General features: G+C 67.8%; 23 protein-coding genes. 5 read left to right on the top strand and 18 right to left on the bottom strand.

Annotation, left to right across the window (positions count from 1 at the left end):
• From cheY to fliE, 18 genes are all read right to left on the bottom strand, one after another.
• Positions 1 to 396: a chemotaxis response regulator CheY gene (cheY, locus tag ABL840_RS30750; protein WP_164546721.1), complete on the bottom strand. Its 396-nt coding sequence runs from the start codon at positions 394 to 396 to the stop codon at positions 1 to 3.
• Between the two features lie 36 nt (positions 397 to 432).
• Positions 433 to 1449, bottom strand: a complete 1017-nt coding sequence (locus ABL840_RS30755) for a protein-glutamate methylesterase/protein-glutamine glutaminase (RefSeq protein WP_240652202.1) — start codon at positions 1447 to 1449, stop codon at positions 433 to 435.
• A 56-nt stretch (positions 1450 to 1505) separates the two neighbouring features.
• Positions 1506 to 2147, bottom strand: a complete 642-nt coding sequence (gene cheD, locus ABL840_RS30760) for a chemoreceptor glutamine deamidase CheD (protein WP_093197819.1) — start codon at positions 2145 to 2147, stop codon at positions 1506 to 1508.
• A complete protein-coding gene (locus ABL840_RS30765) occupies positions 2144 to 3013 on the bottom strand; it encodes a CheR family methyltransferase (RefSeq protein WP_371287147.1) in 870 nt (289 codons plus the stop codon). The genes cheD and ABL840_RS30765 overlap by 4 nt, the downstream gene beginning before the upstream one ends.
• Positions 3014 to 3079: 66 nt before the next feature.
• Positions 3080 to 4372, bottom strand: a complete 1293-nt coding sequence (locus ABL840_RS30770) for an EAL and HDOD domain-containing protein (RefSeq protein WP_093302062.1) — start codon at positions 4370 to 4372, stop codon at positions 3080 to 3082.
• Between the two features lie 20 nt (positions 4373 to 4392).
• Entirely contained in the window at positions 4393 to 6495 is a 2103-nt protein-coding gene (cheA, locus tag ABL840_RS30775) for a chemotaxis protein CheA (protein WP_093302064.1), read from the bottom strand.
• Positions 6496 to 6520: 25 nt separating this feature from the next.
• Positions 6521 to 7390: a flagellar motor protein MotB gene (gene motB, locus ABL840_RS30780; RefSeq protein ID WP_093197827.1), complete on the bottom strand. Its 870-nt coding sequence runs from the start codon at positions 7388 to 7390 to the stop codon at positions 6521 to 6523.
• A gap of 31 nt (positions 7391 to 7421) precedes the next feature.
• Entirely contained in the window at positions 7422 to 8282 is an 861-nt protein-coding gene (motA, locus tag ABL840_RS30785; RefSeq protein ID WP_093197830.1) for a flagellar motor stator protein MotA, read from the bottom strand.
• 76 nt (positions 8283 to 8358) lie between these two features.
• A complete protein-coding gene (gene flhC, locus ABL840_RS30790; RefSeq protein WP_093197832.1) occupies positions 8359 to 8955 on the bottom strand; it encodes a flagellar transcriptional regulator FlhC in 597 nt (198 codons plus the stop codon).
• On the bottom strand, positions 8952 to 9320 hold the full coding sequence (flhD, locus tag ABL840_RS30795) for a flagellar transcriptional regulator FlhD (protein WP_256228294.1): 369 nt from the start codon (positions 9318 to 9320) through the stop codon (positions 8952 to 8954). The genes flhC and flhD overlap by 4 nt, the downstream gene beginning before the upstream one ends.
• Positions 9321 to 9656: 336 nt before the next feature.
• A complete protein-coding gene (locus ABL840_RS30800; RefSeq protein WP_093302067.1) occupies positions 9657 to 9932 on the bottom strand; it encodes an EscU/YscU/HrcU family type III secretion system export apparatus switch protein in 276 nt (91 codons plus the stop codon).
• Positions 9929 to 11233, bottom strand: a complete 1305-nt coding sequence (locus tag ABL840_RS30805; protein WP_093302069.1) for a flagellar hook-length control protein FliK — start codon at positions 11231 to 11233, stop codon at positions 9929 to 9931. The genes ABL840_RS30800 and ABL840_RS30805 overlap by 4 nt, the downstream gene beginning before the upstream one ends.
• Positions 11234 to 11276: 43 nt before the next feature.
• Positions 11277 to 11609, bottom strand: coding sequence for a flagellar protein FliT (locus ABL840_RS30810; protein WP_256228295.1), 333 nt, complete (start codon positions 11607 to 11609; stop codon positions 11277 to 11279).
• 28 nt (positions 11610 to 11637) lie between these two features.
• Entirely contained in the window at positions 11638 to 12057 is a 420-nt protein-coding gene (gene fliS / locus ABL840_RS30815) for a flagellar export chaperone FliS (protein ID WP_093197841.1), read from the bottom strand.
• A 33-nt stretch (positions 12058 to 12090) separates the two neighbouring features.
• Positions 12091 to 13533: a flagellar filament capping protein FliD gene (gene fliD, locus ABL840_RS30820; protein WP_093302072.1), complete on the bottom strand. Its 1443-nt coding sequence runs from the start codon at positions 13531 to 13533 to the stop codon at positions 12091 to 12093.
• Between the two features lie 50 nt (positions 13534 to 13583).
• A complete protein-coding gene (locus ABL840_RS30825; RefSeq protein ID WP_170217154.1) occupies positions 13584 to 13931 on the bottom strand; it encodes a flagellar protein FlaG in 348 nt (115 codons plus the stop codon).
• 184 nt (positions 13932 to 14115) lie between these two features.
• Entirely contained in the window at positions 14116 to 15774 is a 1659-nt protein-coding gene (locus ABL840_RS30830; RefSeq protein ID WP_093302078.1) for a FliC/FljB family flagellin, read from the bottom strand.
• Between the two features lie 191 nt (positions 15775 to 15965).
• On the bottom strand, positions 15966 to 16283 hold the full coding sequence (gene fliE, locus ABL840_RS30835; RefSeq protein ID WP_093302082.1) for a flagellar hook-basal body complex protein FliE: 318 nt from the start codon (positions 16281 to 16283) through the stop codon (positions 15966 to 15968).
• A 284-nt stretch (positions 16284 to 16567) separates the two neighbouring features.
• Between fliE and fliF the strand changes: the two genes are divergently transcribed.
• From fliF to fliJ, 5 genes are read left to right on the top strand one after another with little or no spacing between them, the layout of a single operon-like run.
• Positions 16568 to 18307 carry a flagellar basal-body MS-ring/collar protein FliF gene (gene fliF, locus ABL840_RS30840; protein ID WP_093197854.1) on the top strand — a complete coding sequence of 580 codons (1740 nt, stop codon included), beginning with the start codon at positions 16568 to 16570 and terminating at the stop codon, positions 18305 to 18307.
• Positions 18300 to 19298 (top strand): flagellar motor switch protein FliG, encoded by a 999-nt coding sequence (gene fliG / locus ABL840_RS30845; protein ID WP_093197857.1) that lies wholly within the window; start codon positions 18300 to 18302, stop codon positions 19296 to 19298. The genes fliF and fliG overlap by 8 nt, the downstream gene beginning before the upstream one ends.
• The gene (fliH, locus tag ABL840_RS30850) at positions 19285 to 20112 is read left to right on the top strand and encodes a flagellar assembly protein FliH (RefSeq protein WP_093302084.1); all 828 of its coding nucleotides are present in this window, start codon (positions 19285 to 19287) and stop codon (positions 20110 to 20112) included. The genes fliG and fliH overlap by 14 nt, the downstream gene beginning before the upstream one ends.
• Before the next feature lie 5 nt (positions 20113 to 20117).
• On the top strand, positions 20118 to 21602 hold the full coding sequence (gene fliI / locus ABL840_RS30855; RefSeq protein WP_093197862.1) for a flagellar protein export ATPase FliI: 1485 nt from the start codon (positions 20118 to 20120) through the stop codon (positions 21600 to 21602).
• On the top strand, positions 21599 to 22054 hold the full coding sequence (fliJ, locus tag ABL840_RS30860) for a flagellar export protein FliJ (protein ID WP_093197864.1): 456 nt from the start codon (positions 21599 to 21601) through the stop codon (positions 22052 to 22054). Before fliI ends, fliJ begins: the two co-directional genes overlap by 4 nt.
• Positions 22055 to 22062: the final 8 nt, after the last annotated feature.

The following is a 22062-nucleotide window of genomic DNA, read 5'->3' on the forward strand; positions in this document are numbered from 1 at the left end:
TCACGCGGCCTCCTTGGCCAGCTTCTCGAAGATCTTGGTGATCTTTTCTTCGAGCGTGGCGGCGGTGAAGGGCTTCACCACGTAGCCGTTGGCACCGGCCTGCGCCGCCGCGACGATGTTCTCCTTCTTCGCCTCGGCGGTGACCATCAGCACCGGCAGCTTCTTCAGCTCCGGGTCGGCGCGAATGGTCTGCAGCATGGTCAGGCCGTCCATGTTGGGCATGTTCCAGTCGGACACCACGAAGCCGAAGTTGCCGCCGCGCAGCTTCTCGATGCCGGCGGCGCCGTCCTCAGCCTCGTCGACGTTGTGGAACTCGAGTTCCTTCAGCAGGTTGCGCACGATGCGGCGCATGGTCGGGAAGTCGTCCACAACCAGGATTTTGATGCTCTTGTCCATCACGATATTTCCAACTCCAAGGTCGTTTTCTTTCTCTCAAACTCGGTTCGCACGTTCACCGAACGTGCGAAGGTGCGTCAGCACGCGGCGGCTCACTTCGGCCAGCGGCGACACGTCGTCCACCGCACCCAGCGCGATGGCCTCGCGCGGCATGCCGAAGACCACGCAGCTGGCCTCGTCCTGCGCCAGCGTGTGCGCGCCGGCGCGCCGCATGCGCAGCAGGCCCTCGGCGCCGTCCTTGCCCATGCCGGTCAGGATGATTCCGATGGCGTTCTTGCCCGCGTGCTTGGCGGCCGAATCGAACAGCACGTCGATCGAGGGCCGGTGGCGGTTCACCGGCGGCTCCTGGTCGAGATGGGCCACGTAGTTGGCGCCGCTGCGCGCGAGCGACAGGTGGAAGCCACCGGGTGCGATGTAGGCATAGCCCGGCAGCACGCGCTCGCCGTGCTCGGCTTCCTTCACGGTGATGCGGCACAGGCCGTCCAGCCGCTGCGCGAACGAGCGCGTGAAGCCGGCAGGCATGTGCTGCGCGATCATCACCGCGGGCGAATCAGGGGGCAGCGGCTGCAGCACTTCGCGGATGGCCTCGGTGCCGCCGGTGGAGGCGCCGATGATGATGAGCTTCTCGGTGCTCAGCAGCGGGCTGCGCAGCAGTGACTCCTGCGGTGCGTCGCCGCCCGGGCGCGCGGTCGCGGCGGGCCGCAGGCGCGCACTGGCGGCCGTGCGGATCTTGCCGGCGATCAGCTCGGTGTAGTTGAGCAGGCCGTCGCGCACGCCCAGGCGCGGCTTGGTCACGAAGTCGATGGCGCCCAGCTCGAGCGCGCGCAGCGCGATCTCGGAGCCGCGCTCGGTCAGCGACGAGACCATGACCACCGGCATGGGCCGCAGCCGCATGAGCTTCTCGAGGAACTCCAGCCCGTCCATACGCGGCATTTCCACGTCGAGCGTGAGCACGTCGGGGTTGGTGACCTTGATGAGGTCGCGCGCGACCAGCGGGTCGGCGGCCGTGCCCACCACGGTCATGTCGGCCTGGCTGTTGATGATCTCCGTCATCACGCTGCGGATGAGTGCCGAGTCGTCGACGCACAGCACCTTGATTTTCTTGACGCTCACTGGATTCCTTTGTTGTCGGCCGCCGGTGCCGCGCGCGAGGTGGACAGCCTGCGCAGCAGCTCGCCCTCCTCGTGCTGCACCTGCCGCACCTCTGTCTGCGCCCGCAGCTTGCGCACGATGGCCTTGCCCGTCGCCGGCACGAAGCACACGCGGCGCGCATGCGGCCCGCGCAGGTCCTGCGCCGCGACCTCGATGCGCTCCTCGCGCAGGTAGCGCAGCACGAAGTCGGCGTTGCGGTCGCCGATGTTCAGCGTGGTCATGTTGGCCAGCACCGCGCCGCCGCCGAACACCTTGGCGCGCAGCCGCTCGCGTCGCGCGCCGGCGCGAACCAGCTCGCGGATCAGCACGTCCATGGCGTAGGTGCCGTAGCGCATCGATTCGGCGGCATCGCGCGCGGCGCCTCCCGCCCCCGATTCGCCGTCGTCGGGCAGCATGAAGTGGTTCATGCCGGCCACGCCGGCTTCCCTGTCGTGCAGGCAGGCGGCCACGCACGAGCCCAGCACCGTGCTCAGCACTGTGTTGCTCGAGGTCACGTAATACTCCGAGGGCAGCAGCTTCACGGCCATGAGGCCGACGTCGCGGTCGAAGTAGTGATGGCTGGCCACCGATTCGGGTGCCGCCGCGTTCGGGGCCGTCATGCGGAGGCACCCGGCGCACGCGTGCGCGCCAGCTCGTACACGGTCTGGCCCAGCGGCCGGAAGGCCTGGTTGACGAGCGACGCGTTCTCGGAATGTCCCGCGAACAGCAGGCCGTCTGCCTTGAGCAGCGGCGCGAAGCGGTCGAGCACCTTCTTCTGCGTCGGCTTGTCGAAATAGATCATCACGTTGCGGCAGAAGATCGCGTCCACCGGCTCCTTCACGGGCCAGCTGCCGTCGAGCAGGTTGAGCCGCGAGAACTTCACCAGCGCCGCGACCTCGGGGCGCACGCGCACCTTGCCCGCGTTCGCGCCGGTGCCCTTGTTGAAGAAGCGCCGCAGCCGCTCGGGCGCGAGCCGGCGCACCTGCTCGGTGGTGAACACGCCGGTGGCGGCCTTGGCCAGCACGGCGGTGTCGATGTCGGTGGCGATCACGCGCGAGGCTGCCGCCTTGTCGCCCAACGCTTCCAGCAGCGTGATGGCGATCGAATAGGGCTCTTCACCCGTCGACGCCGCCGCACACCACACGGTGACCGGCTGCTTCGCCTTGCGCACGTGGTCGGCCAGCGTCGGGAAGTGATGGGCCTCGCGGAAGAACGAGGTCAGGTTGGTGGTCAGCGAGTTGATGAAGAGCTGCCACTCGTCGCCGTCCTGGCGCTGTTCGAGCCAGTCGAGGTACGAGGCGAAATCGGGCAGCTGCAGTTCCCGCAGCCGCCGCGACAGCCGGCTGTACACCATCTGCCGCTTCTGCTCGCCCAGGGCAATGCCCGCGCGGCGGTGGATCAGGGTCCGGATGCGCGAGAAGTCGTGGTCGGTGAAATGGAACTCGGTCGTCACGGCCAGCCTGGAAGCTTGGCTTTCAATGTACATAGCGCCCACCGTTTCCAATGGACCGATCAGACGCGCGAATGCCCTGCACTTCAGGCCTCCTTCGCGTCATGGGCCACCCGCGGCCGGGCTGGCGTCCTGCGCCCACACCAGTGCCGACAGCTGCGCCGCGTTGACCTGCGCCGGGCTCAGGAACAGGGCTTCCGACAGGCGTGCGGCCTCTCCGTCGTCGCGCTCGCAGCTCTCGGCGAGCGCGACGAAGGGGCCGTAAAGCCCGCCACGCGAAAGAATGGCCTGCTGCACCGCCTCGGTGAGCTGCACCTTGCGCAGCACGCCTTCCATCGAGACGCCCAGCAACTGGTCGAGCAGCGAGAACATGCCGGCCACGAAGAGGTTGTCGGCCTCGCTGGCCGGCAGCATGCCCTGCCCGACCAGCTCGACGAAGCGCCCGCGCAGGATGGCCTTCTTCATCATGTACGGCGAACCCGCCTTGTTGCTGGTGGCCAGCAACAGCGAAAGCCAGCGGTACAGCGGCGAGTAGCCGAGCATGGCCACGGCATGGCGCAGCGAATGGATCTCCACCGCCATGCCCACGGCGGGCGAGTTGATGTAGCGCAGCAGCCGGTAGGTGAGCGCGGCGTCGTGCTTCAGTGCAGCTTCGATGACGCGCAGGTCTTCGTTGCGCTGGAGCATCTGCATCAGCTGCACGATCAGCAGCGCCTCGGGCTGCAGCGCGTCTTCGGTCTCGCGCACCGGCGGATTGCTGAACGCGCCGTCGACGAACACGCTTACGCGACGTCCGGCGCAGGCGTCGAATGCGGCCCAGTCCTCCACGCGCGAGACGATGGGCTCCACCGGGGGATGGCCCAGCTGGGCATCCTGCCGCAGCCGCATCACTGTTTCGGCGTCGTGCGCGCCCACCTCGAAGTGGGTGACGATGGAGCGCAGCTCCGGGTCTTCGGGTAGCCCGGAGGCGCCGCACAGCATGAAGCCGAAGCCCTGCTCGCGCAGGAACAGCACGATGGAGCGCAGATCGGCGTCGAGCATTTCCTCGGCACCCATGCACAGCACCACCTGCTGCGGCGGCAGCGACTGCAGGTCGCTCTGGAACAGCGCGTCGACCGTCACGTCGACGAACAGCATCTGCGAACCCAGCAGCCAGCCGCCGGACCCAGGATTGAGGTGCATGGCGAGCGTGTCCGTGAGCGCCTTGACGCCCGCGGCGCCGGACGCCTCGGAACCCTCGTCCGCGGAACGCCATGCCATGCGATAGCCGATGACGCGCCGCTGCGCGTCGAGCAGCATGGCATAGGCCACGCGGCCGTCGGCACCGGCCTCCGCATGCGCGGGTGCATCGTTGCCGGTGTCTTCGGAAGAGCGACGGAAGAAATCAAACCGCATTCAGCTGTCTCCGTCGTGTGTCAAAGCGCAATGGCGTCCGTCCTTCGGGCCGCGCCCGCGAGTGCGGCCGTGCTCGCGGCCTGCGCGCGCTGGATTCGCGGCATGGCGCCCACGTCGATGATGAAGGCCACGCTGCCGTCGCCGAGGATGGTCGCGGCGGAGATGCCAGGCACCTTGCGGTAGTTGGTCTCCAGGTTCTTCACCACCACCTGGTGCTGGCCCAACAGTTCGTCCACCAGCAGCGCGAAGCGGCTGTCGTCGGCCTGCACGATCACCAGGATGCCCTGGGTGGGATGCGTCTGCGCACCCGCCACGTCGAACACACGGTGCAGCTCGATCAGCGGCAGGTATTCGCCGCGCACGCGGATCACGTGGCCGTCGGCGGTGATGGAGTGAAGGTGCTCGGGCAGCGGCTGCAGCGACTCGATGACGTAGCTCAGCGGCAGGATGTAGGCCTCGCTGCCCACCTTCACCGACATGCCGTTGAGGATGGCCAGCGTCAGCGGCAGCACGATGCGCGTGGTGGTGCCCTGCCCGCCGCGCGAATGGATCTCGACGTGGCCGCCCATCTCCTGGATGTTGCGCTTGACCACGTCCATGCCCACGCCGCGGCCCGAGATGTCGGTGACCTGCTCGGCGGTGGAGAAGCCGGGCGCGAAGATGAGCTGCCACACCTCCTCGTCGGGCATGGTCTCGCTGACCGGCAGGCCCTGCTGCATGGCCTTGGCGAGGATGCGCTCGCGGTTGAGGCCGGCGCCGTCGTCGCTCACCTCGATCACGATGTTGCCGCCGTGATGCTGCGCCGACAGCAGCAGCTGGCCGGTGGCGTCCTTGCCCTTGGCCAGGCGCACGTCGGGCGTCTCGATGCCGTGGTCGAGGCTGTTGCGCACCAGGTGCGTGAGCGGGTCGACGATGCGCTCGATCAGGCCCTTGTCGAGCTCGGTTTCCTTGCCGTAGGTGTCCAGGCGAACCTGCTTGCCGAGCTTGGCGCTCACGTCGCGAATGACGCGCGGGAAGCGGCTGAACACGTAGTCCATCGGCATCATGCGGATGGACATCACCGATTCCTGCAGGTCGCGGGCATTGCGCTCCAGGTGGCCCAGGCCGCTGAGGAAGCGCTCGTAGGCCACCGGGTCGAGCATGGTCGCGGCCTGCGTGAGCATCGACTGCGTGATGACGAGCTCGCCCACGAGGTTGATGAGCTGGTCGACCTTCTCCACGTCGACGCGGATGGAGCTGGATTCCTTGGCGCCGGCCGAAGCTGTTGCTGCTGCGGGCGCGGAGGAAGCAGCCTGCGGCTTCGACGCTTCGGCGACAACTGCCGCTGCCGCTGCTGCTGCAGCAGCAGGTTCCGGCGCAGCCACGGGCACGGGAGCTTCGACCACGGCAGCGGCCTCTTCCGCCGCGGCGGCTGTTTCATGCGTGATGTCGATCTGCGACTCGTCGATGACGAAGCAGCAGACCGCGACGATGTCGTCGGGCGCGCAGGTGGTCTCCAGCAGCACGGTCAACTGGTCGTTGCTGCGCGTGCGCGACAGCACCTTGCCGAGGTTGGCCAGCTCGCCCGCGAGAAGATCGCATTCGCTTTCCGACAGGCGCGCGAAGCGGATGCGCAGCGCGCCGCTGCCGCCGGCTGCGACCGGCGCCGCGGGCGCGGCCACGGGTGCCGGGGCCGGAACGGGTGCGGGCGCCGGAGCGGGTGCAGTCGCCGGTGCAGGTGCCGCCGCACTGGCATCGCCGCTTTCCAGCGCGAGTTGCTGGAGCACGCCACAGATGTGCGCGACCATGTCCGGGTCCGGCTCCTTGCCGGCCTGGTAGGCAGTGAGTTGTTCTTGCAAGGCGTCCTTCGTTTCAAGGAATGCATCGATCATTCGGCCGTTCAGGCGCAGCTGCCCATGGCGGGCGCGGTCCAGAAGCGATTCGAGGACGTGCGTGGTGTTGGTCAGGGCGGTGAAACCGAAAGTCGCGGCGCCGCCCTTGATCGAGTGCGCCGCACGGAAGATGGCATTGAGCTGTTCGCTGTCGGGCGCCTCGACGTCGAGCTCCAGCAGCAGCTGCTCCATCTCCGCGAGCAGTTCGACGGCTTCGACGAAAAAGGCTTGGGTGAATTGACTGAGGTCCATCTCTTGAGCTCTTGTTGTTTTGTTGTTACGGCGCTTTCGCGGCCGCCTTGCCGATGCGCGTGCCGACGGGCTCGGTGCTGTTCTCGCGCTCGATGCGCTCCTGCGTGCGGTGGTTGAGCAGGATGATGCTGATGCGGCGGTTGATCGGGTTGCGCGGATCGGCCTTGTCCAGGTGCATGCTGTCGGCCAACCCGATCACGCGCAGCACCTTGCCGTCGGTCATGCCGCCAGCCACGAGCTCGCGCCGCGAGGCGTTGGCGCGGTCGGACGAGAGCTCCCAGTTGCCGTAGGAACGGTCGTTGGTGTAGACGATGGCGTCGGTGTGGCCCGACAGCGTGATCTTGTTGGGCAGGCCGTTGAGCGCGGGCGCCAGCTCGCGCAGGATGGCTCGCATGTGCGGCACCACGCGCGCGCTGGCCAGCTCGAACATGGGCCGGTTCTCGGTGTCGACGATCTGCAGGCGCAGGCCCTCGGTGGTGATGTCGATCAGGATCTGCGAGCGGAACTGCTGGAAGACGGGGCTCTTCTCGATCAGCTCGTCGAGCTTCTTCTTCATCTCGGCAAGGCGTTCGGCGTCGGCCTGTTCCTCGGCATCGGCCTGCCTGACCTCTCCCTCGACGTGCATCACGTCGGCGCCGCCTCCCGGAATCATGCTGGTGCTGAGGCTGGACTTGTCGCCGCCGCTCAGCGCCACGCGCAGCGGCATGCGGAAGTGCTCGGCAATGCCCTCGCGCTGCTTCGGGCTGGAGATCGACAGCAGCCACATCACGAGGAAGAAGGCCATCATGGCCGTCATGAAGTCGGCATAGGCGATCTTCCAGCCGCCGCCGTGGGCGCCGCCGTGCTTGCCCTTGTGGACGTGCTTGAAGATGACCCTGGGCTTCTCGTCGCTCATGACATGCGTACCTGTTCGCGTGCCTGCCGCGTCAGCGTGCCTTGACTTCGCGGACGTGGTCGTCCAGCTCGGTGAACGAGGGGCGCTCCGTCGAGAACAGCACCTTGCGGCCGAACTCCACCGCGAGCTGCGGCGCATAGCCGTTGAGGTTGGCCAGCAGCGTGACCTTGGCGCACTGGTAGATCTTCATGCCCTCTTCCACCTTCTGCTCGATCAGCGAGGCCAGCGGCGACACGAAGCCGTAGGCCAGCAGCACGCCGAGGAAGGTACCGACCATGGCGTGCGCGATGAGCGCACCCATTTCCGAGGGCGGCAGGTGGGCGGAGCCGAGCGCGTGCACCACGCCCATCACGGCCGCGACGATGCCCAGCGCGGGCAGCGCGTCGCCCACGCGCGAGAGGCTGTGGCCGGGCACTTCGGCCTCGTGGCGGATGGTCTCGATCTCGTGGTCCATCAGCGCCTCGATCTCGTGCGCATCGGTGTTGCCGCTGATGACCAGGCGCAGGTAGTCGCACAGGAAGACCGTGATGCCCTCGTGCGCCAGGATGTTCGGGTAGCGCGTGAAGATCTCGCTCTGGGCCGGGTCTTCGACGTCGGTCTCCAGCTTCATCATCCCTTCCTTGCGGGCCTTGGCGAGCAGCTCGTACAGCAGCGCGAGCAGGTCCATGTAGAGCTGGCGGTTGTGCTTGGAGGTACGCAGCAGCAGCGGCAGCTCCTTGATGGTCGCCCTGATGGTCTTGCCGTTGTTGCCCGCGATGAACGCGCCCAATGCGGAGCCGCCGATCATGAGCAGCTCGACCGGCTGGAACAGCACTCCGAAGTGGCCGCCCATGAGGCCGTAGCCGCCGAACACGGCGCCTATCACCACGAGATATCCAACCAGAACCAGCACGCGCTTCCCCTATCGCCCCTTAGAGCGTCGAATCAACAAAGCCGGGCCCGCGGCATGCGCGGGCGGGGCACTTTTCCTAGACGGCGCCGCCGATGTCCATCACTGGCGTGGGCGCGATCGCCACCAGCCCGTTGCGGCGCACCTCGGCGGCCTTGCCGGGCTTGCGTGCCTTGCCCGCGCGCGAAGGCGGGCGGCACAGCACGCACACGTATCCGTTCTTGTTGTCGTGGGCATGCGCCACGAAGTGGCCGCCGCAACGGCAGCAGGTGCTCAGCTGCAGCATGTCGCTGTCGAAGAAGCGCACCATGGTCTCGGCGCGGGTGAAGTCGAGCACCACCTCGCCGCCGTTGGCCACCACCTGCTCGGTGTAGAGGCGATAGGCCTTGATGAGCGCGGGCAGTTCGTTCTCGTCCGCCTCGTCGAGCATGAAGCGGTAGATGTTGTAGAACATCGACGAGTGGATGTTGGCCAGCCACGTCATGTACCAGTCGGTCGAGAACGGCAGCAGGCCCTTGGGCGGGGAAACGCCCTTGAGTTCCTTGTACAGGCGGATCAGCCGCTCGCGGCTCAGCGCGACGGCAGCCTCCAGGAACTGCAGGCGGGCGCCGAGCCCGATCAGCTCGATCGCGAGCTGCACCTGCCGGACCTCGCCCAGGACGCTCTTGGCTGTCACGCCGCGCTCGCTCCGCGCATCTGCGCCTGCGAATCGACCTGGGCCTGCGCCTGGCGCGCGGCCATCAGTATCGACATATGGGCTTGCTGCAGCGCGGGCTCCTTGCCCTCGCCGACCACCGCGAACATCGGGCGGTCGTCCAGCCGGAAGCTGCACAGGAGGAAGTTGGAAGCGGCCAGCTTCACGATCTGGCTGAGCGACATGTTCGCCAGCAGATCGGCCAGTTCGCGGCCCACGCCAAGGCGGAACATCGCCTCGGCCCGGTCCTGCTTGACCAGCTTCTGCGCCAGCAGCATATAGGCCAGATTTATCTCGCCGATTTCTCTCGAAATCACGCCGGTTGCGGTGATGTTGCAGTTTTCCACGTCTGATCCCATTTCCGATTCAAAGCTCACTTCGTGCTCCTAACAATCGTGTATACATTATATACACAAAGTTTTACATGTTGAAGTGTTTTGTATGACAGGAGGATAAAAAAAGTAGGAGGCGTCTGACGCGCTAGACCTGTTTCCCTAGTGAAACGTGTCGTTTACAGGTGTCAGTCTTTCCGGTAACAAATGTTTCTTGCGAAACTTTTCGAGGCCGTAATTTATTCGTGAACAACATCGAATTAATAAATACTATGAGCGTATTTCCGTTCGATGAAAGACCGTTTTCGCGGATATTCCGATCCATGATTTCACATTGGTCCATATGGTCAATTAGTCGCCTGCGCGACCCTCCAGACCGTAGACCCAGGCCATCACCTCGGCCACCGCGAGGTACAGCTGCGGCGGGATCTGCCGATCCAGGTCGACCTGCATGAGCAGCTTCACGAGGTCGGCCGACGAGTGCACGTACAGCCCGTGCTCGCGCGCCTCGCGCATGATCGATTCGGCGACCACGCCGTAACCCTTGGCCACGACGACGGGCGCGCCCGTCTTGTCCGCATACGACAGGGCGACGGCGCTGCTACGGTTGTCGAGCAACTCGTTCATGCCGCCACCGCCTCCTTCTCGGCCACCAGCACCTGCTGGAGCTGCAGGCCCACGGCGTCGAAGCGCTTCGCGAGCCGGCCGGCGTCGCCGCGCAGGCGCGCCATGGTCGAGGCCTCGCGCGCCAGAAGATGCGCCTGCACGGCGGAGCCTTCGAGGCTCAGGCGCAGGTCGACTTCGCCGAGCTTCGGCAGCGCCAGCGACACCGTGGTCGACCAGCGGCGCTTGCCCTCTCCTTCCACCGCACCGCTGTCGCGGGCCTCGGGCTGCGCATGTTCTTCCTCGACCGACCAGCTCATCGGCACGTCGGGCCAGGCCTGGCCGCTCCAGCGGAAGACGGCGGTCGCCAGCAGGTCCAGCTGCTGGTGCACGAGCGTGACGGCCTGCGGATGGATCACTTCGGCGCCGCGCGATGCCGGCGCGGCCGCGGCGCCATCGGCCTGGCGCGCGGAATCGCCCACGCGATGAGCGGCCATCGAAGAATCGAGCGTGCCACCGGGCGACGACGCGCTCTCCGGCTGCCGATAGGCCGCCTGCACCCGCGCCGCGTCGTTCGCCGCGGCCTGTTCCAAAGGCTGCGGTTTGCCTTGCATGAAAGAGCCGTCGGCGTTCCGCGATTGCGCATCGCCGGCGGATGCCTGCGGTGCAACCGCATTCGCCGCGCCGGCCCCATCGCCTTTGTGCGCCGGGGCTTGCGCCTGCGCCGCGAGCGAAGGCAATGCATCGGGAGAATCGACGATCGCCGCCAGCACCGCGGCAGTCGCCGCCGACGACGCGACCGGTGCACCGGCCTCGGCCTTCGCAGCCACCGGCACGGCCCATTGCGCCTGCGGTTCCTGCCTCATCTGCGCGAGAGAGCGACCACCCGCCGCGAACGACGCCAGGTGCGACTCGTAGAAGAGGCCGCTGTCCGACACGGTCTGCGCCAGCACCCCGGCCAGCTGCGCCGCGCTCACGGCCTGCCCGCGCGTCGGCACCAGCGGCGCAGCGCCGCGCACCGGGCCCGGCTGCGCCTGCAGGTCGGCCAGCACGGCACCGATCACGCGCGCCGCGACCGACAGCCGGGCGGCCACCGAGGACGGGGCGCCCGCGGCGAGATGCGCGGTGCCGCCGGCCGCGGCGCCGGGAATCTGCCTGTCGAGCGCTGCATTGGAAGGCAGCCGCACATCGTTCTCGACCTTGCCGATCGCCACCGCCGGACCGGGCGCGCCTATCGCGGCCTCGGGCTTGATGCCGAGGACGTCGAGGCGCGGCGCCAGCCTTGCGGCAAGCAGTGCGTCGAGCAATCCGGCGAGTCCAGTCATGGTGCGGCTTCTTCGGTGTGTCGGGTCCGGGCGGCGGGCGCGCTCAGTGCGGCGGCCCGTAGGCCCGGCCGAGGTTCTTCTGCTGGGTCAGATAGCCCATGCGCCCGATCAGGTCCTCGAGCTGCGGCTTGATGAGCCCCGACACCTCCGCCTGGTCCGAGCGGATGCGCTCGAGCAGATAGAGCACGTGCTCGACCTGCTCCGCATCCAGCGACTCGTGCGGCTCGATGACTCGCAGGCGATCCACCATGGCCGAGCAGCGCTCCTCGAGCGCGGGGAGCTGGCCCCATTCCTTGGCGTGCGCCAGCACGAGCATCGAAGCGATGGTCGCAGCCAGCTCTTCGTAGCAATAAACGACCTCACTCCGGAATGCCATGTTTTCCTGTTTCTCTTGCGGTTGCATTTCAGCTGCGGGCCCGCTCGTCGATCTCCCGCCAGGCGGAAGCGATGTTCTCGAGCAGCCGGTCGGCCTCTTCCAGGGCCTGCACGTCGTTGTGCAGGTTGGCCCGGAACAGCCGCTGGACGATGTAGTCGTACAGCGCCGACAGGTTGCCCACGAGTTCGGCGCCGGCCTCGCCGGCTGCCTTGGCGTCGAGAGCGGCCTTCAGGCCGTTGTCGACGATGCCGATGGCCTTGGAGATCGCATTGCCCTTGGCCTCGATCTCGCCTGTCGCCATGTGGTGCCGGGCCATGCCGATGGCGGTCTTCGCGCCATCGAAGAGCATCACGATGAGCTGGTGCGGCGACGCGCTCATCGCGCTCGTTTCCACGCCGACGCGGGCATACGCGCCGGCGCCTGTGCGCATGTTGTGGGAGGTGTACATCCGCTGGTCTCCGTGTCTGCTGCTTCAGTACGCCTACTTGCTGCTGCTCGACATCGCCTCGAACTGCTGCGTGAGGTAGTTCTTGGTGTTGTTCATCTTGTTGATCAGCACGTCGAGCTGGTTGAACTGCGCGCGATAGCGGGCGACCGTGGAGTCCACGCGCAGCTGCATCGCGTCGTACTGGGTGTCGAGCTCCTTGATCGTCGCGGTCACGCCGTCGCTCGCCACCTTCAGGGAACCCTTGGTGACGTCGTCCACCAGGGCGTCGATCTGCTTGCCGTAGCCGGCCGTGCTGCCCGTTGCGCTGGAGAACATGTTCGCCACGCCCTTCAGGTTATTGGCGAGGGCCTTGTCGAGCTTGTCGGAATCCACGGCCAGGGTGCCGTCCTTCTGGAAGGACACGCCGATCTCGGTGAGCACCTTCATGCTGTTGCCGGTGCCGGCCTGCGGCGTGGTGAGCGCCTGGCGGATGCGGGTCTGCAGGTTGCGCAGCGTGCTGTCGCCCACCAGCGCGGCGGCGGTGTTGGTGTCGGCGTCGTACGTGGTCAGCGAGGTGGCGGTGCTCTGCAGGGCGTTGTAGGCCTTCACGAAGTCGTTGATCGCAGTCTTCGCGCTGGCCGTGTTCTCCTTCATCGAGAGCCCGGTCTTCCCGGTGTTCACCAGCGTCAGCGTGGCGCCCTGGATGGCTTCCTTCACGGTGTTGGTCGCGCTGGTGATGTCGATGCCGTTGACGTTGAGCTTCGCGTTCTGCGCCGCCGCCGTCTGCTTCAGGTTCTGCGTGCCGGCCGGGTCGTTGTTCAGCAGGTTCTGCAGCGCGGCGTCGCCGTCGACCGAGATCCGCATGCTCGACTTCTCGCCGGTCTGCGAGGAAGTCAGCACCAGGCGGTTGGGCGTGCCGCTGCCGTCGTTCACGATGCTGGCCGTCACGCCGGCATTGGCGCCGTTGATCGCGTTGCGGATGCCTTCCAGCGTGTTGTTGGTCGGATCGATGGTGATCGACTTGGCCGTCTGGCTCGCGTCCGCGGTGAACGTGGCCCCGGTGTACTTGCCGGTCGCGGCGTCGAGGGTGCCGCCCGAGACGGCGCCGAAGTCGATGGTGATCTTGCCGTTGCCGATCGCTGTCTTGGTGTCGGCCTGGCCCGCGCTGACCACGGTCTGCGCCTGCGCGAGCTGCGTCACGTCGATGGTGTAGTTGCCGGCCGCGCTCGCGTCGGTGGCGGTTGCCGACAGGATGCCGCTGACCGTCGGCGTGCCGGTCACGCTCTGGAACAGCGTCGGGTCGCCCAGCTTCTTGGCCGCCGTCTGCAGCGTGGCGAGGGCGCTCTGGATCGTGCCGTAGGCCGACAGCTTGCTCGTGTAGCTCTTGGCCTTGGCCTGCAGCGCCACCATGGGCTGCTTCTCGGCCGTCTCGAGCTGCGTGAGCAAGGAGGCGAGGTCGAGATTGGCGCCTACGCCGAGGCTGCTGATGGTTGCCATGTGGATGCTTTCCTGTCTGTCCTTGATTGAGAGTGCCGGTGCCGGGGGCCTCAGGCCGCCTGGTCCACCAGCAGCCCGTTGCCGTCGTGCATCAGCTTCGCGATGCGCACGACTTCTTCATTGGGAATCTGGCGAATGACCTCGCCGCTGGCGCGATCGACCACCTTGACGACGACCATGTCCGTTTCCTTGTCGACCTCGAACTGCAGGCCGACTTCGCGCAGCGCGAGCGACTCGTTCACCTGCCGCACAGCCTGCTCGACCTGGACCGGCGTCGCGTCGTTCTTCGCGTCGTCCTTCCCGGCCGTGGCCGCGCCGCGCACATCCGCACCCGCCCCCGAGACGCCGCCGACGAGCAGCTGCGTCCACTGGTTGTCCTTCACGGAATTCGCCGACATGGGGTTCAACATCATTTCCACCTTGTTGTGCTGGGTTCGCTGTCCTCTGCGGCCTCGCCCACCGGGGCATGGCCGCAGAGGACAGCGCAGGCACTCCCGGCTTGCTCCGGGGGCCTGCGCCCGCCGGACCCCGCCCTTTCGGGAGGGGCCCGGCATTCCTTTTCTTCGGGTCAGTTCCTTTCGATCAACGCAGGAGCGACAGCACGCCTTGCGTGGTCTGGTTGGCTTGCGACAGCACCGAGGTACCGGCTTGCTGCAGGATCTGGGCGCGCGTCATGTTCGACACTTCGACCGCGTAGTCGGCGTCTTCGATGCGCGAACGCGACGAGGACAGGTTGGTCACCGTGGTGCCGAGGTTGGCGATCACCGAGTCGAAACGGTTCTGCACCGCACCCAGCGAGCTGCGCAGCTTGTCGACCTTCGACAGGGCGGCGTCGAGGGCCTTCAGCGGATCGACGGTCGACTTGGCATCGCTCACGGCGTTGGTCGTCAGCTTGCCGGGCTTGGTGGAGTCCGCGTACACGACGCTGCCTTGCGCATCGGTCACCACGCCATTGGCGTTCAGGTTGATCGATTCAGCGGCGGTCGTCGTCAGGCCGCTCACGCCGATGTAGGCACCGGTCACGGCACCGCCGGCTGCTGCCACTGCGTAGGCAGCGGTAGCGCCACCGCCGTCGATGTCGATGCTGCCCGCGCCAGCGTTGATCTTGGCGGCAACCTGGTCGGCCGTGGCGCGCTCGCCTGCAACCGCGAAGGTGCTGGCGCCGGCTGCTGCCGTCACCACGGTGTACGAAGCGCCGGTCGCACCGATGGTGATCGAATCGCCAGCAGCGGACATGCCGGTGGCTTGCTCGAGCACCGCCGACAGCGTGGCAGCGGTCGTTGCGCCAGCGCCCGTCTTGGTCAGGTTCTTCGAAGCGTCGAGGTACAGGGCCGAGCCGTCGGCTGCGTCGGTCATCGCGCCGTTGCTGTCGATCTTGACGTCCATCGAACGGTTGCCGAGCTTGACCGTGGCGGTCACGCTGGTGCCGGCCGGCGGGGTCAGGGATGCGAGCGTGTTGGCCTGGCTGCGGGTGGCTTCCGTGGCGGTGTAGCTCTTGGTCGCTGCGCTGTAGGTGTAGGTTGCGCCGCCGGTCATGGTGACCGTGCCGCCGTCCTGCATCTTGGCCAGCACGTCGTTGGCCGTAGCGCCGTTGGCGGCAGTGGTCAGCGTGCGGCTGTAGGCGGTGATGCCGTTGGTCGTCGCACCGGCGGTGAAGCCGGCGACCAGCAGGTCGGAAGCCGTGGCGGTCTTGTTCTTCGAACCGGTGTTGTTGACGTTGAAGCCGTCCAGGCCCAGGGTCTTGGCGCTGATTTCCTGCAGGTCGATGTCGATGGTTTCGCCATCGTTCGCGCCGACTTGCACGGTCAGCTTGCCGGCGTCAGCCGACAGGACCTTCACGCCGTTGAACTGGGTCTGTTCCGACACGCGGTTGATTTCGTCCAGACGCTGGCTGATTTCCGACTGGATCGAGTCCAGGTCGCTGGCCGAGTTCGTGCCCGTGCCGGCTTGCACCGACAGTTCGCGGATGCGCTGCAGGTTGTTGTTGACTTCGGTCAGGGCGCCTTCGGTCGTCTGGGCGATCGAGATGCCGTCGTTGGCGTTGCGGGTCGCTTGCGTCAGGCCCTTGATGTTGGCCGTGAAGCGGTTGGCGATGGCCTGGCCGGCGGCATCGTCCTTGGCGCTGTTGATGCGCATGCCCGAAGACAGGCGCTCGATGGCGCTGTTCAACGCCGACTGCGACTTGTTGAGGTTGTTCTGCGTGATGAGAGAGAGGCTGTTCGTGTTGATGACTTGCGCCATGTTCGACTCCTGATTGATGAAAAAAGGTTGTGGACTCCGGCTTTCGGCCGTAACGCTGGACCCGCTTCCACTGTGAGACTCAAGCCATCGTTGACTTGGTTATCGGCCAGCGTCCTGGAACCTTTAGGGGGCCGTACGAAAAAGTTCGCCTGCGCGCCCCGGGAGCCACACCCTTCGAGTCTTCAACCCGGTCAGGCCTGCAGATTCATCACTTCCTGGTAGGCCGTCACCAGCCGGCTGCGCACCTGCAGGCCGGTCTGGAACGCGACGTTCGCCTTCTGCAGGTCGACCATCACGTCGTTGAGCGCGACGCCGGGCTTGCCCAGCTCGAAGGACTCGGCCTGCGCATAGGCCTGCTGCTGAGCGCCGCTGATGTTGGCAAGCGAGCGCTTGAGCTCGGCCGCGAAGCCTCCGGCCTCGGCCGGCGCGGCCGTAGACGGCGCAATGCCGGTCTGGACCGCGGTGGTCCGCATCTGCTGCAGGACCGATTCGATGGCGCTGATGGACATGGTGATCCTCTTCCTCTTGTATGTCTGAACACTTCCGCGTGACTTGACACGGAGGAGCGAAGTCCTCCGGCTGGCTTGCAGCGTATCAAGGGAAGACCCCGATTCAAGCGCGCAACTGAGGGCAAAAACCCCGGCTGTTCGGCCATTCGAAATCCGGGTGACTGCTGACAATCGTCCGCGAAACGAACAGGCCGTGGACGACATCACCGGCCCTCCGGAATGAAATCTCAACATCGAAATCCCTCTCCCAGCATGGCAACGGCCGCGAAGAAGAAGGTGCATCCATGAGCACGGCTGCGCCAGCGGGCGCGCTGCCCGCGGCAGACAACGGCCCTGCCTCGGCCTCGCTCATCGAACGCATGCGTGCGCAGCCCCGGCTGCCGCTGATCATCGGCGGCGCGGCCCTTGTGGCCGCCGCGGCCGCGTTCATGCTCTGGAGCCGCGGGCCCGACTACAAGGTGCTCTATACCAATGTGTCGGACCGCGACGGCGGCGCGATCATCGCGTCGCTGCAGCAGATGAACGTGCCCTACAAGTTCGCCGACGGCGGCGGCGCGATCCTGATCGCGGGCGACAAGGTGGCCGAGACGCGCCTCAAGCTGGCGGCCCAGGGCCTGCCCAAGGCCGGCGGCGTGGGCTTCGAACTGATGGACAACCAGAAGTTCGGCACCAGCCAGTTCGCGGAGCAGGTCAACTACCAGCGCGGGCTCGAGGGCGAGCTGGCGCGCTCCATCGAATCCATCGGCGCCATCGAGTCGGCCCGCGTGCACCTGGCGCTGCCCAAGCCGTCGCTGTTCGTGCGCGAGCAGAAGAAGCCCTCGGCCTCGGTGGTGCTCGCGCTGGCGCGCGGACGCGGCATCGACGAGGGACAGGTCAGCGCCATCGTGCACATGATCTCCAGCAGCGTGCCCGACCTCGACGCCAAGAGCGTCACCGTGGTCGACCAGCGCGGCAACCTGCTGTCTTCCGCGCGCGGCACCGACCGCGGGCTGGACGTGAGCCAGCTCAAGTACACGCAGGAGATCGAGCAGGGCTACATCCGCCGCATCGAGGCGATCCTGCAGCCGATCGTGGGCGCGAACAACGTGCGCGCGCAGGTGGCGGCAGACATCGACTTCTCGGTAGTCGAGCACACCGACGAGAAATACAAGCCCAACCAGGACCCGTCGCAGGCCGCCATCCGCAGCCAGCAGAGCAGCGAGTCGGCGCAGCACGGAGGCGGCCAGCCCGGCGGCGTGCCGGGCGCGCTGTCGAACCAGCCGCCGGTGAATCCGACCGCGCCGATCACCGGGCCGCGCGCGCCGAACGCGCCGGGCACGCCGCCCGCACCGGGGACTCCGGGCGCGCCGGGAGCACCGGGCGCCGCCGCCTCGACGGCAGGCACCGCCTCCACCGGCCCGAGCAGCTCGCGCAAGGACACCACCACCAACTACGAACTCGACCGCACCATCCGCCACGTGCAGCAAGCCGCCGGCGGCGTGAGGCGCCTGTCGGTCGCCGTGGTGGTGAACAACCGCGACGCGGTGGACGCGAGCGGCAAGACCGCCAGCCGCGCCCTCACCCCGGCAGAACTGGAGCAGATCCGCAACCTCGCGAAGGAAGCCATGGGCTTCAGCCAGGACCGCGGCGACTCGCTCAACGTGGTGAACAGCGCCTTCGCACGCGATGCCGACAGCGGCCCCGCGCCCGAGGTTCCGTTCTGGCGCGACCGCGAGAACCTCGACCTCGCCAAGACGGCCGGCCAGTACCTGCTGTACGCGCTGCTCGCGCTCTTCGCGTGGCTGGCCGTGCTGCGACCGCTGATGCGCAAGCACCTGGCTCCGCCGCCCGCGCCCGTGGCGGCCGCCCCGGTCGTCGCCGCCCCCGCCGAGCCGGACCCGAACGCACCGTCGGCCGACGAGAGCCTGCGCGAACGCGAGGCCAACCGCCGCAAGGCCGACATGGAATACGCCCACCAGGCCGCCGACAAGGATCCGAAGATGGTCGCGGCCCTGATCCAGCACTGGATGAACAACGATGAGTAGCGAACAGGGAACCCGCAAGAGCGCCATCCTGCTGATGGCACTGGGCGAAGACCGCGCCGCCGCCGCGCTGCACCAGCTGCCCACCTCCGAGGTGCAGGCGCTGGGCCTCGCGATGTCGAAGCTCAGCTCCGTCTCGAAGGACGAGCTGGCCGCGGTGCTCGCCGAATTCCGCCAGGAGACCGAGCAGCTCTCGGCCCTGCACCTGGGCTCGACCAGCTACATCCGCGCCGTGCTCAAGAAGGCGCTGGGAGACGACCGCGCGAGCAACCTGCTCGAGGACATCCTGCAGCCCGACGAGCCGCGCGGCGGCATCGAGCGCCTCAACGAGCTGGAGGCCGGCGAAGTGGCCGAGCTCATCCGCGACGAGCATCCGCAGATCCTCGCGACGCTGCTCGTGCACCTGGACCGCATGAAGGCATCGGAAGTGCTCGAGAAGCTGCCGGCGCGCCTGCGCCACGACGTGATCATGCGCGTGGCCACCTTCGGCGGCGTGCAGCCCTCGGCACTGAACGAGCTGACCGACGTGCTCACCGAGATGCTGGCCGGCCAGGGCGTGCGCCGCAGCCGCCTGGGCGGCGTGCGCACCGCGGCCGAGATCGTCAACCTCATGAGCACGAGCGTGGAGGAAGAAGCCATCGCCCACGTTCGCGAACAGGACGAGACGCTGGCACAGCGCATCGTCGACGAGATGTTCGTGTTCGAGAACCTGCTGGGGCTGGAAGACCGCAGCATCCAGCGCCTGCTCAAGGACATCGAGAGCGACTCGCTCATCATCGCGCTCAAGGGCGCGCCGATGGAGCTGCGCGACAAGTTCCTCAACAACATGTCGCAGCGCGCCGCCGAAACGCTGCGCGAGGACATGGAGCTGCGCGGTCCCGTGCGCGTGTCGCAGGTCGAGACCGAGCAGAAGGCCATCCTGCAGGTTGCCCGCCGCCTCGCGGAGGCCGGCGAAATCGTGATCGCAACGCCTGGCACCGATGAGTTCGTCTGACACCACCGCCAGCGCCTTCGGCGAATCGCGCGAGCGCCTCGCCGCCATCCACGCAGCCGCGCGCCATGCGGCCGGCGGCCCGAGGGCCTCGCGCCCTCTCTCCGCCGCCGTGAATCCGCCGGCGCTCTCCGCATGGGAGCGCTGGGAGATGGGCACCATCGACGGCAGCCCGAAGCCTTCCGCCAGCCGCAAGGCCGCCGAGCGCAAGAGCGCCCCGCCCCAGCCTTCCCAGCCGCCCCAGCCGAAGATCGATCTGGCCGACCTCGCGCGCATCCGCAAGGAAGCCCGCGTCGACGGCGAAGCCGAGGGCCGGGCCGCCGGCCTCGCGGAAGGCCGCCGAACGGGCCACACCGAAGGACTGGCCACCGGCCTCGCCGCCGCCAGCGCGCACGCGGAACGCCTGCGCGCGCTGGCCCAGTCGCTGCCCGACGCGCTGCGCCGCGCTGAAGAAGAGCTTTCGCGCACCGTGCTCGCGCTCGCGCTCGACGTGGCGCGCCAGGTGGTGCACCGTACCCTAAAGACCGAGCCCGAGTGGGTGCTGCCCGTGGTGCGCGACCTGCTCAACACCGAGCCCGCGCTGCGCGGGGAGCCGCGCCTGCTGCTGCATCCCGACGACGTGGCGCTGGTGAGAAGCAGCCTCGGCGAGGAGATCGAGGCCGCCGGCTGGCAGGTGCGCGCCGACGACGGCATCACGCGCGGCGGCTGCCGCGTGCAATCGGCCACCGGCGAGCTCGACGGCACGCTGGAGACGCGTTGGAAGCGCGTCGCCTCCGCGCTCAACGGCGACGCCGACGGACTGACCGAGACGCAGTGACGAGCATGCAGGCCAACACCGCGACCATCGCAACCGCTGCGACCGCCGCCCCCAACCCGCACCTTCAATCGGTGCTCGGCACGCTGGAGAAGGCGCGCGCCAACATCGCGCGCTGCGAAACCACCATCGCCTCGGGCCGCCTCACGCGCGCTGTGGGGTTGGTGCTCGAAGCCGTGGGCCTGCAGCTGCCCGTGGGCAGCGACTGCCTGATAGAGCTGCCGCCCGGCCACCCGCAGCGGCATGCCGAAGCCGAGGTGGTGGGCTTCGCCGGCGACCGGCTCTTCCTGATGTCGCAGACCGAAGTCGCGGGCCTGCTGCCGGGCGCGCGCGTGTACGCACGGCCCGGCGCGCCGGAGCCCGACGAAGCGGGACTGACCGGCAACGCCCACACCAAGCGCCTGCCCGTGGGCGAAGGCATGCTCGGCCGCGTGGTCGACGCGGCCGGCCGGCCGCTCGACGGACTAGGCCCGCTGGACATGGCGCGCAAGGTGCCGCTGAGCTCCCCGCCCATCAACCCGCTTTCTCGCGCGCCCATCGATTCGGTGCTCGACGTGGGCGTGCGCGCCATCAACGCGATGCTCACCGTGGGACGCGGCCAGCGCATGGGCCTGTTCGCCGGCTCCGGCGTGGGCAAGAGCGTGCTGCTGGGCATGATGGCGCGCTACACCAGCGCGGAGATCATCGTGGTCGGCCTGATCGGCGAACGCGGCCGCGAGGTGAAGGACTTCATCGAGAACACGCTGGGCGAGGAAGGCCTGGCCCGCGCGGTGGTGGTGGCGGCGCCCGCCGACAACTCGCCGCTGCTGCGCCTGCAGGGCGCGGCCTACGCGACCTGCCTGGCCGAGTACTTCCGCGATCGCGGCAAGGACGTGCTGCTCATCATGGACTCGCTCACCCGCTACGCGATGGCGCAGCGCGAGATCGCGCTGGCCGTGGGCGAACCGCCCGCCACCAAGGGCTACCCGCCCTCGGTGTTCGCCAAGCTGCCCGCGCTGGTCGAACGCGCCGGCAACGGCGCGCGCGACGCGAACGGACGCGGCGGCTCGATCACCGCCTTCTACACGGTGCTGTCGGAGGGCGACGACCAGCAGGACCCCATCGCCGACTCGGCGCGCGCGATCCTCGACGGCCACGTGGTGCTCTCGCGCACGCTGGCCGAGGCCGGGCACTACCCCGCCATCGACATCGAGGCCTCCATCAGCCGCGCCATGACCGCGCTGATCCCGTCCTCGCAGTTCGACACCGTGCGCCGCTTCAAGCAGATGCTCTCGCGCTACCAGCGCAACCGCGACCTCATCAGCGTGGGCGCCTACGCGCCCGGCCACGACCTGCAGCTCGACCAGGCGATCGCGATGTACCCGCGCATCGAGGGGCTGCTGCAGCAGTCGATGGACGAGCGCGCGGGCTACGAGGAGTCGATCGCGCACCTCGAGAGCCTGTTCGCGCCCGACGCACGTGCATCCACACCACAAAAACTCCAGAAGACATGACACGCAAGCTCCCCCTCGGCATGCTGATCGACCTGGCGCACACGCAGACCGACGACGCCGCCCGGCGCCTGGGCGCGCTGCAGAACGCGCACCTCGACGCCCGCCAGAAGCTCGAACTGCTGCTGCAGTACCGGCAGGACTACCACGACCAGCTCGACGCGCTGATGCGCGACGGCCTGGCCTCCTCGCAGTGGCGCAACTACCGCAACTTCCTCGGCACGCTGGACGGCGCCATCGAGCAGCAGCGCGCCATCGCCACCCAGACCGAGAACCGGCTGGACCACGGCCGCACCGACTGGCAGCAGCAGAAGCGCCGGCTGAGCTCCTTCGACACGCTGGCCGAGCGCGTGCGCATGCAGGAAATGATGGCCGAGGCCAAGCGCGAGCAGCGCGACAGCGACGAGCGCGCCGCGCGCAAGTTCTTCGACCGCGCCTCGCATCCGACGCTTTGAGCCACGCC

This window comes from Variovorax sp. NFACC27, from assembly GCF_048301545.1.
Lineage (GTDB): Bacteria > Pseudomonadota > Gammaproteobacteria > Burkholderiales > Burkholderiaceae_C > Variovorax > Variovorax gossypii.

Bases quoted from the DNA above. Each gene is read 5' to 3' on its own strand.
- cheY (WP_164546721.1), bottom strand. From the start codon at position 396: ATGGACAAGAGCATCAAAATCCTGGTTGTGGACGACTTCCCGACCATG.
- ABL840_RS30755 (WP_240652202.1), bottom strand. From the start codon at position 1,449: ATGACGGAGATCATCAACAGCCAGGCCGACATGACCGTGGTGGGCACG.
- cheD (WP_093197819.1), bottom strand. From the start codon at position 2,147: ATGACGGCCCCGAACGCGGCGGCACCCGAATCGGTGGCCAGCCATCAC.
- ABL840_RS30765 (WP_371287147.1), bottom strand. From the start codon at position 3,013: ATGTACATTGAAAGCCAAGCTTCCAGGCTGGCCGTGACGACCGAGTTC.
- ABL840_RS30770 (WP_093302062.1), bottom strand. From the start codon at position 4,372: ATGCGGTTTGATTTCTTCCGTCGCTCTTCCGAAGACACCGGCAACGAT.
- cheA (WP_093302064.1), bottom strand. From the start codon at position 6,495: ATGGACCTCAGTCAATTCACCCAAGCCTTTTTCGTCGAAGCCGTCGAA.
- motB (WP_093197827.1), bottom strand. From the start codon at position 7,390: ATGAGCGACGAGAAGCCCAGGGTCATCTTCAAGCACGTCCACAAGGGC.
- ABL840_RS30800 (WP_093302067.1), bottom strand. From the start codon at position 9,932: ATGAACGAGTTGCTCGACAACCGTAGCAGCGCCGTCGCCCTGTCGTAT.
- ABL840_RS30805 (WP_093302069.1), bottom strand. From the start codon at position 11,233: ATGACTGGACTCGCCGGATTGCTCGACGCACTGCTTGCCGCAAGGCTG.
- ABL840_RS30810 (WP_256228295.1), bottom strand. From the start codon at position 11,609: ATGGCATTCCGGAGTGAGGTCGTTTATTGCTACGAAGAGCTGGCTGCG.
- fliS (WP_093197841.1), bottom strand. From the start codon at position 12,057: ATGTACACCTCCCACAACATGCGCACAGGCGCCGGCGCGTATGCCCGC.
- fliD (WP_093302072.1), bottom strand. From the start codon at position 13,533: ATGGCAACCATCAGCAGCCTCGGCGTAGGCGCCAATCTCGACCTCGCC.
- ABL840_RS30825 (WP_170217154.1), bottom strand. From the start codon at position 13,931: ATGTCGGCGAATTCCGTGAAGGACAACCAGTGGACGCAGCTGCTCGTC.
- ABL840_RS30830 (WP_093302078.1), bottom strand. From the start codon at position 15,774: ATGGCGCAAGTCATCAACACGAACAGCCTCTCTCTCATCACGCAGAAC.
- fliE (WP_093302082.1), bottom strand. From the start codon at position 16,283: ATGTCCATCAGCGCCATCGAATCGGTCCTGCAGCAGATGCGGACCACC.
- fliF (WP_093197854.1), top strand. From the start codon at position 16,568: ATGAGCACGGCTGCGCCAGCGGGCGCGCTGCCCGCGGCAGACAACGGC.
- fliG (WP_093197857.1), top strand. From the start codon at position 18,300: ATGAGTAGCGAACAGGGAACCCGCAAGAGCGCCATCCTGCTGATGGCA.
- fliH (WP_093302084.1), top strand. From the start codon at position 19,285: ATGAGTTCGTCTGACACCACCGCCAGCGCCTTCGGCGAATCGCGCGAG.
- fliI (WP_093197862.1), top strand. From the start codon at position 20,118: ATGCAGGCCAACACCGCGACCATCGCAACCGCTGCGACCGCCGCCCCC.
- fliJ (WP_093197864.1), top strand. From the start codon at position 21,599: ATGACACGCAAGCTCCCCCTCGGCATGCTGATCGACCTGGCGCACACG.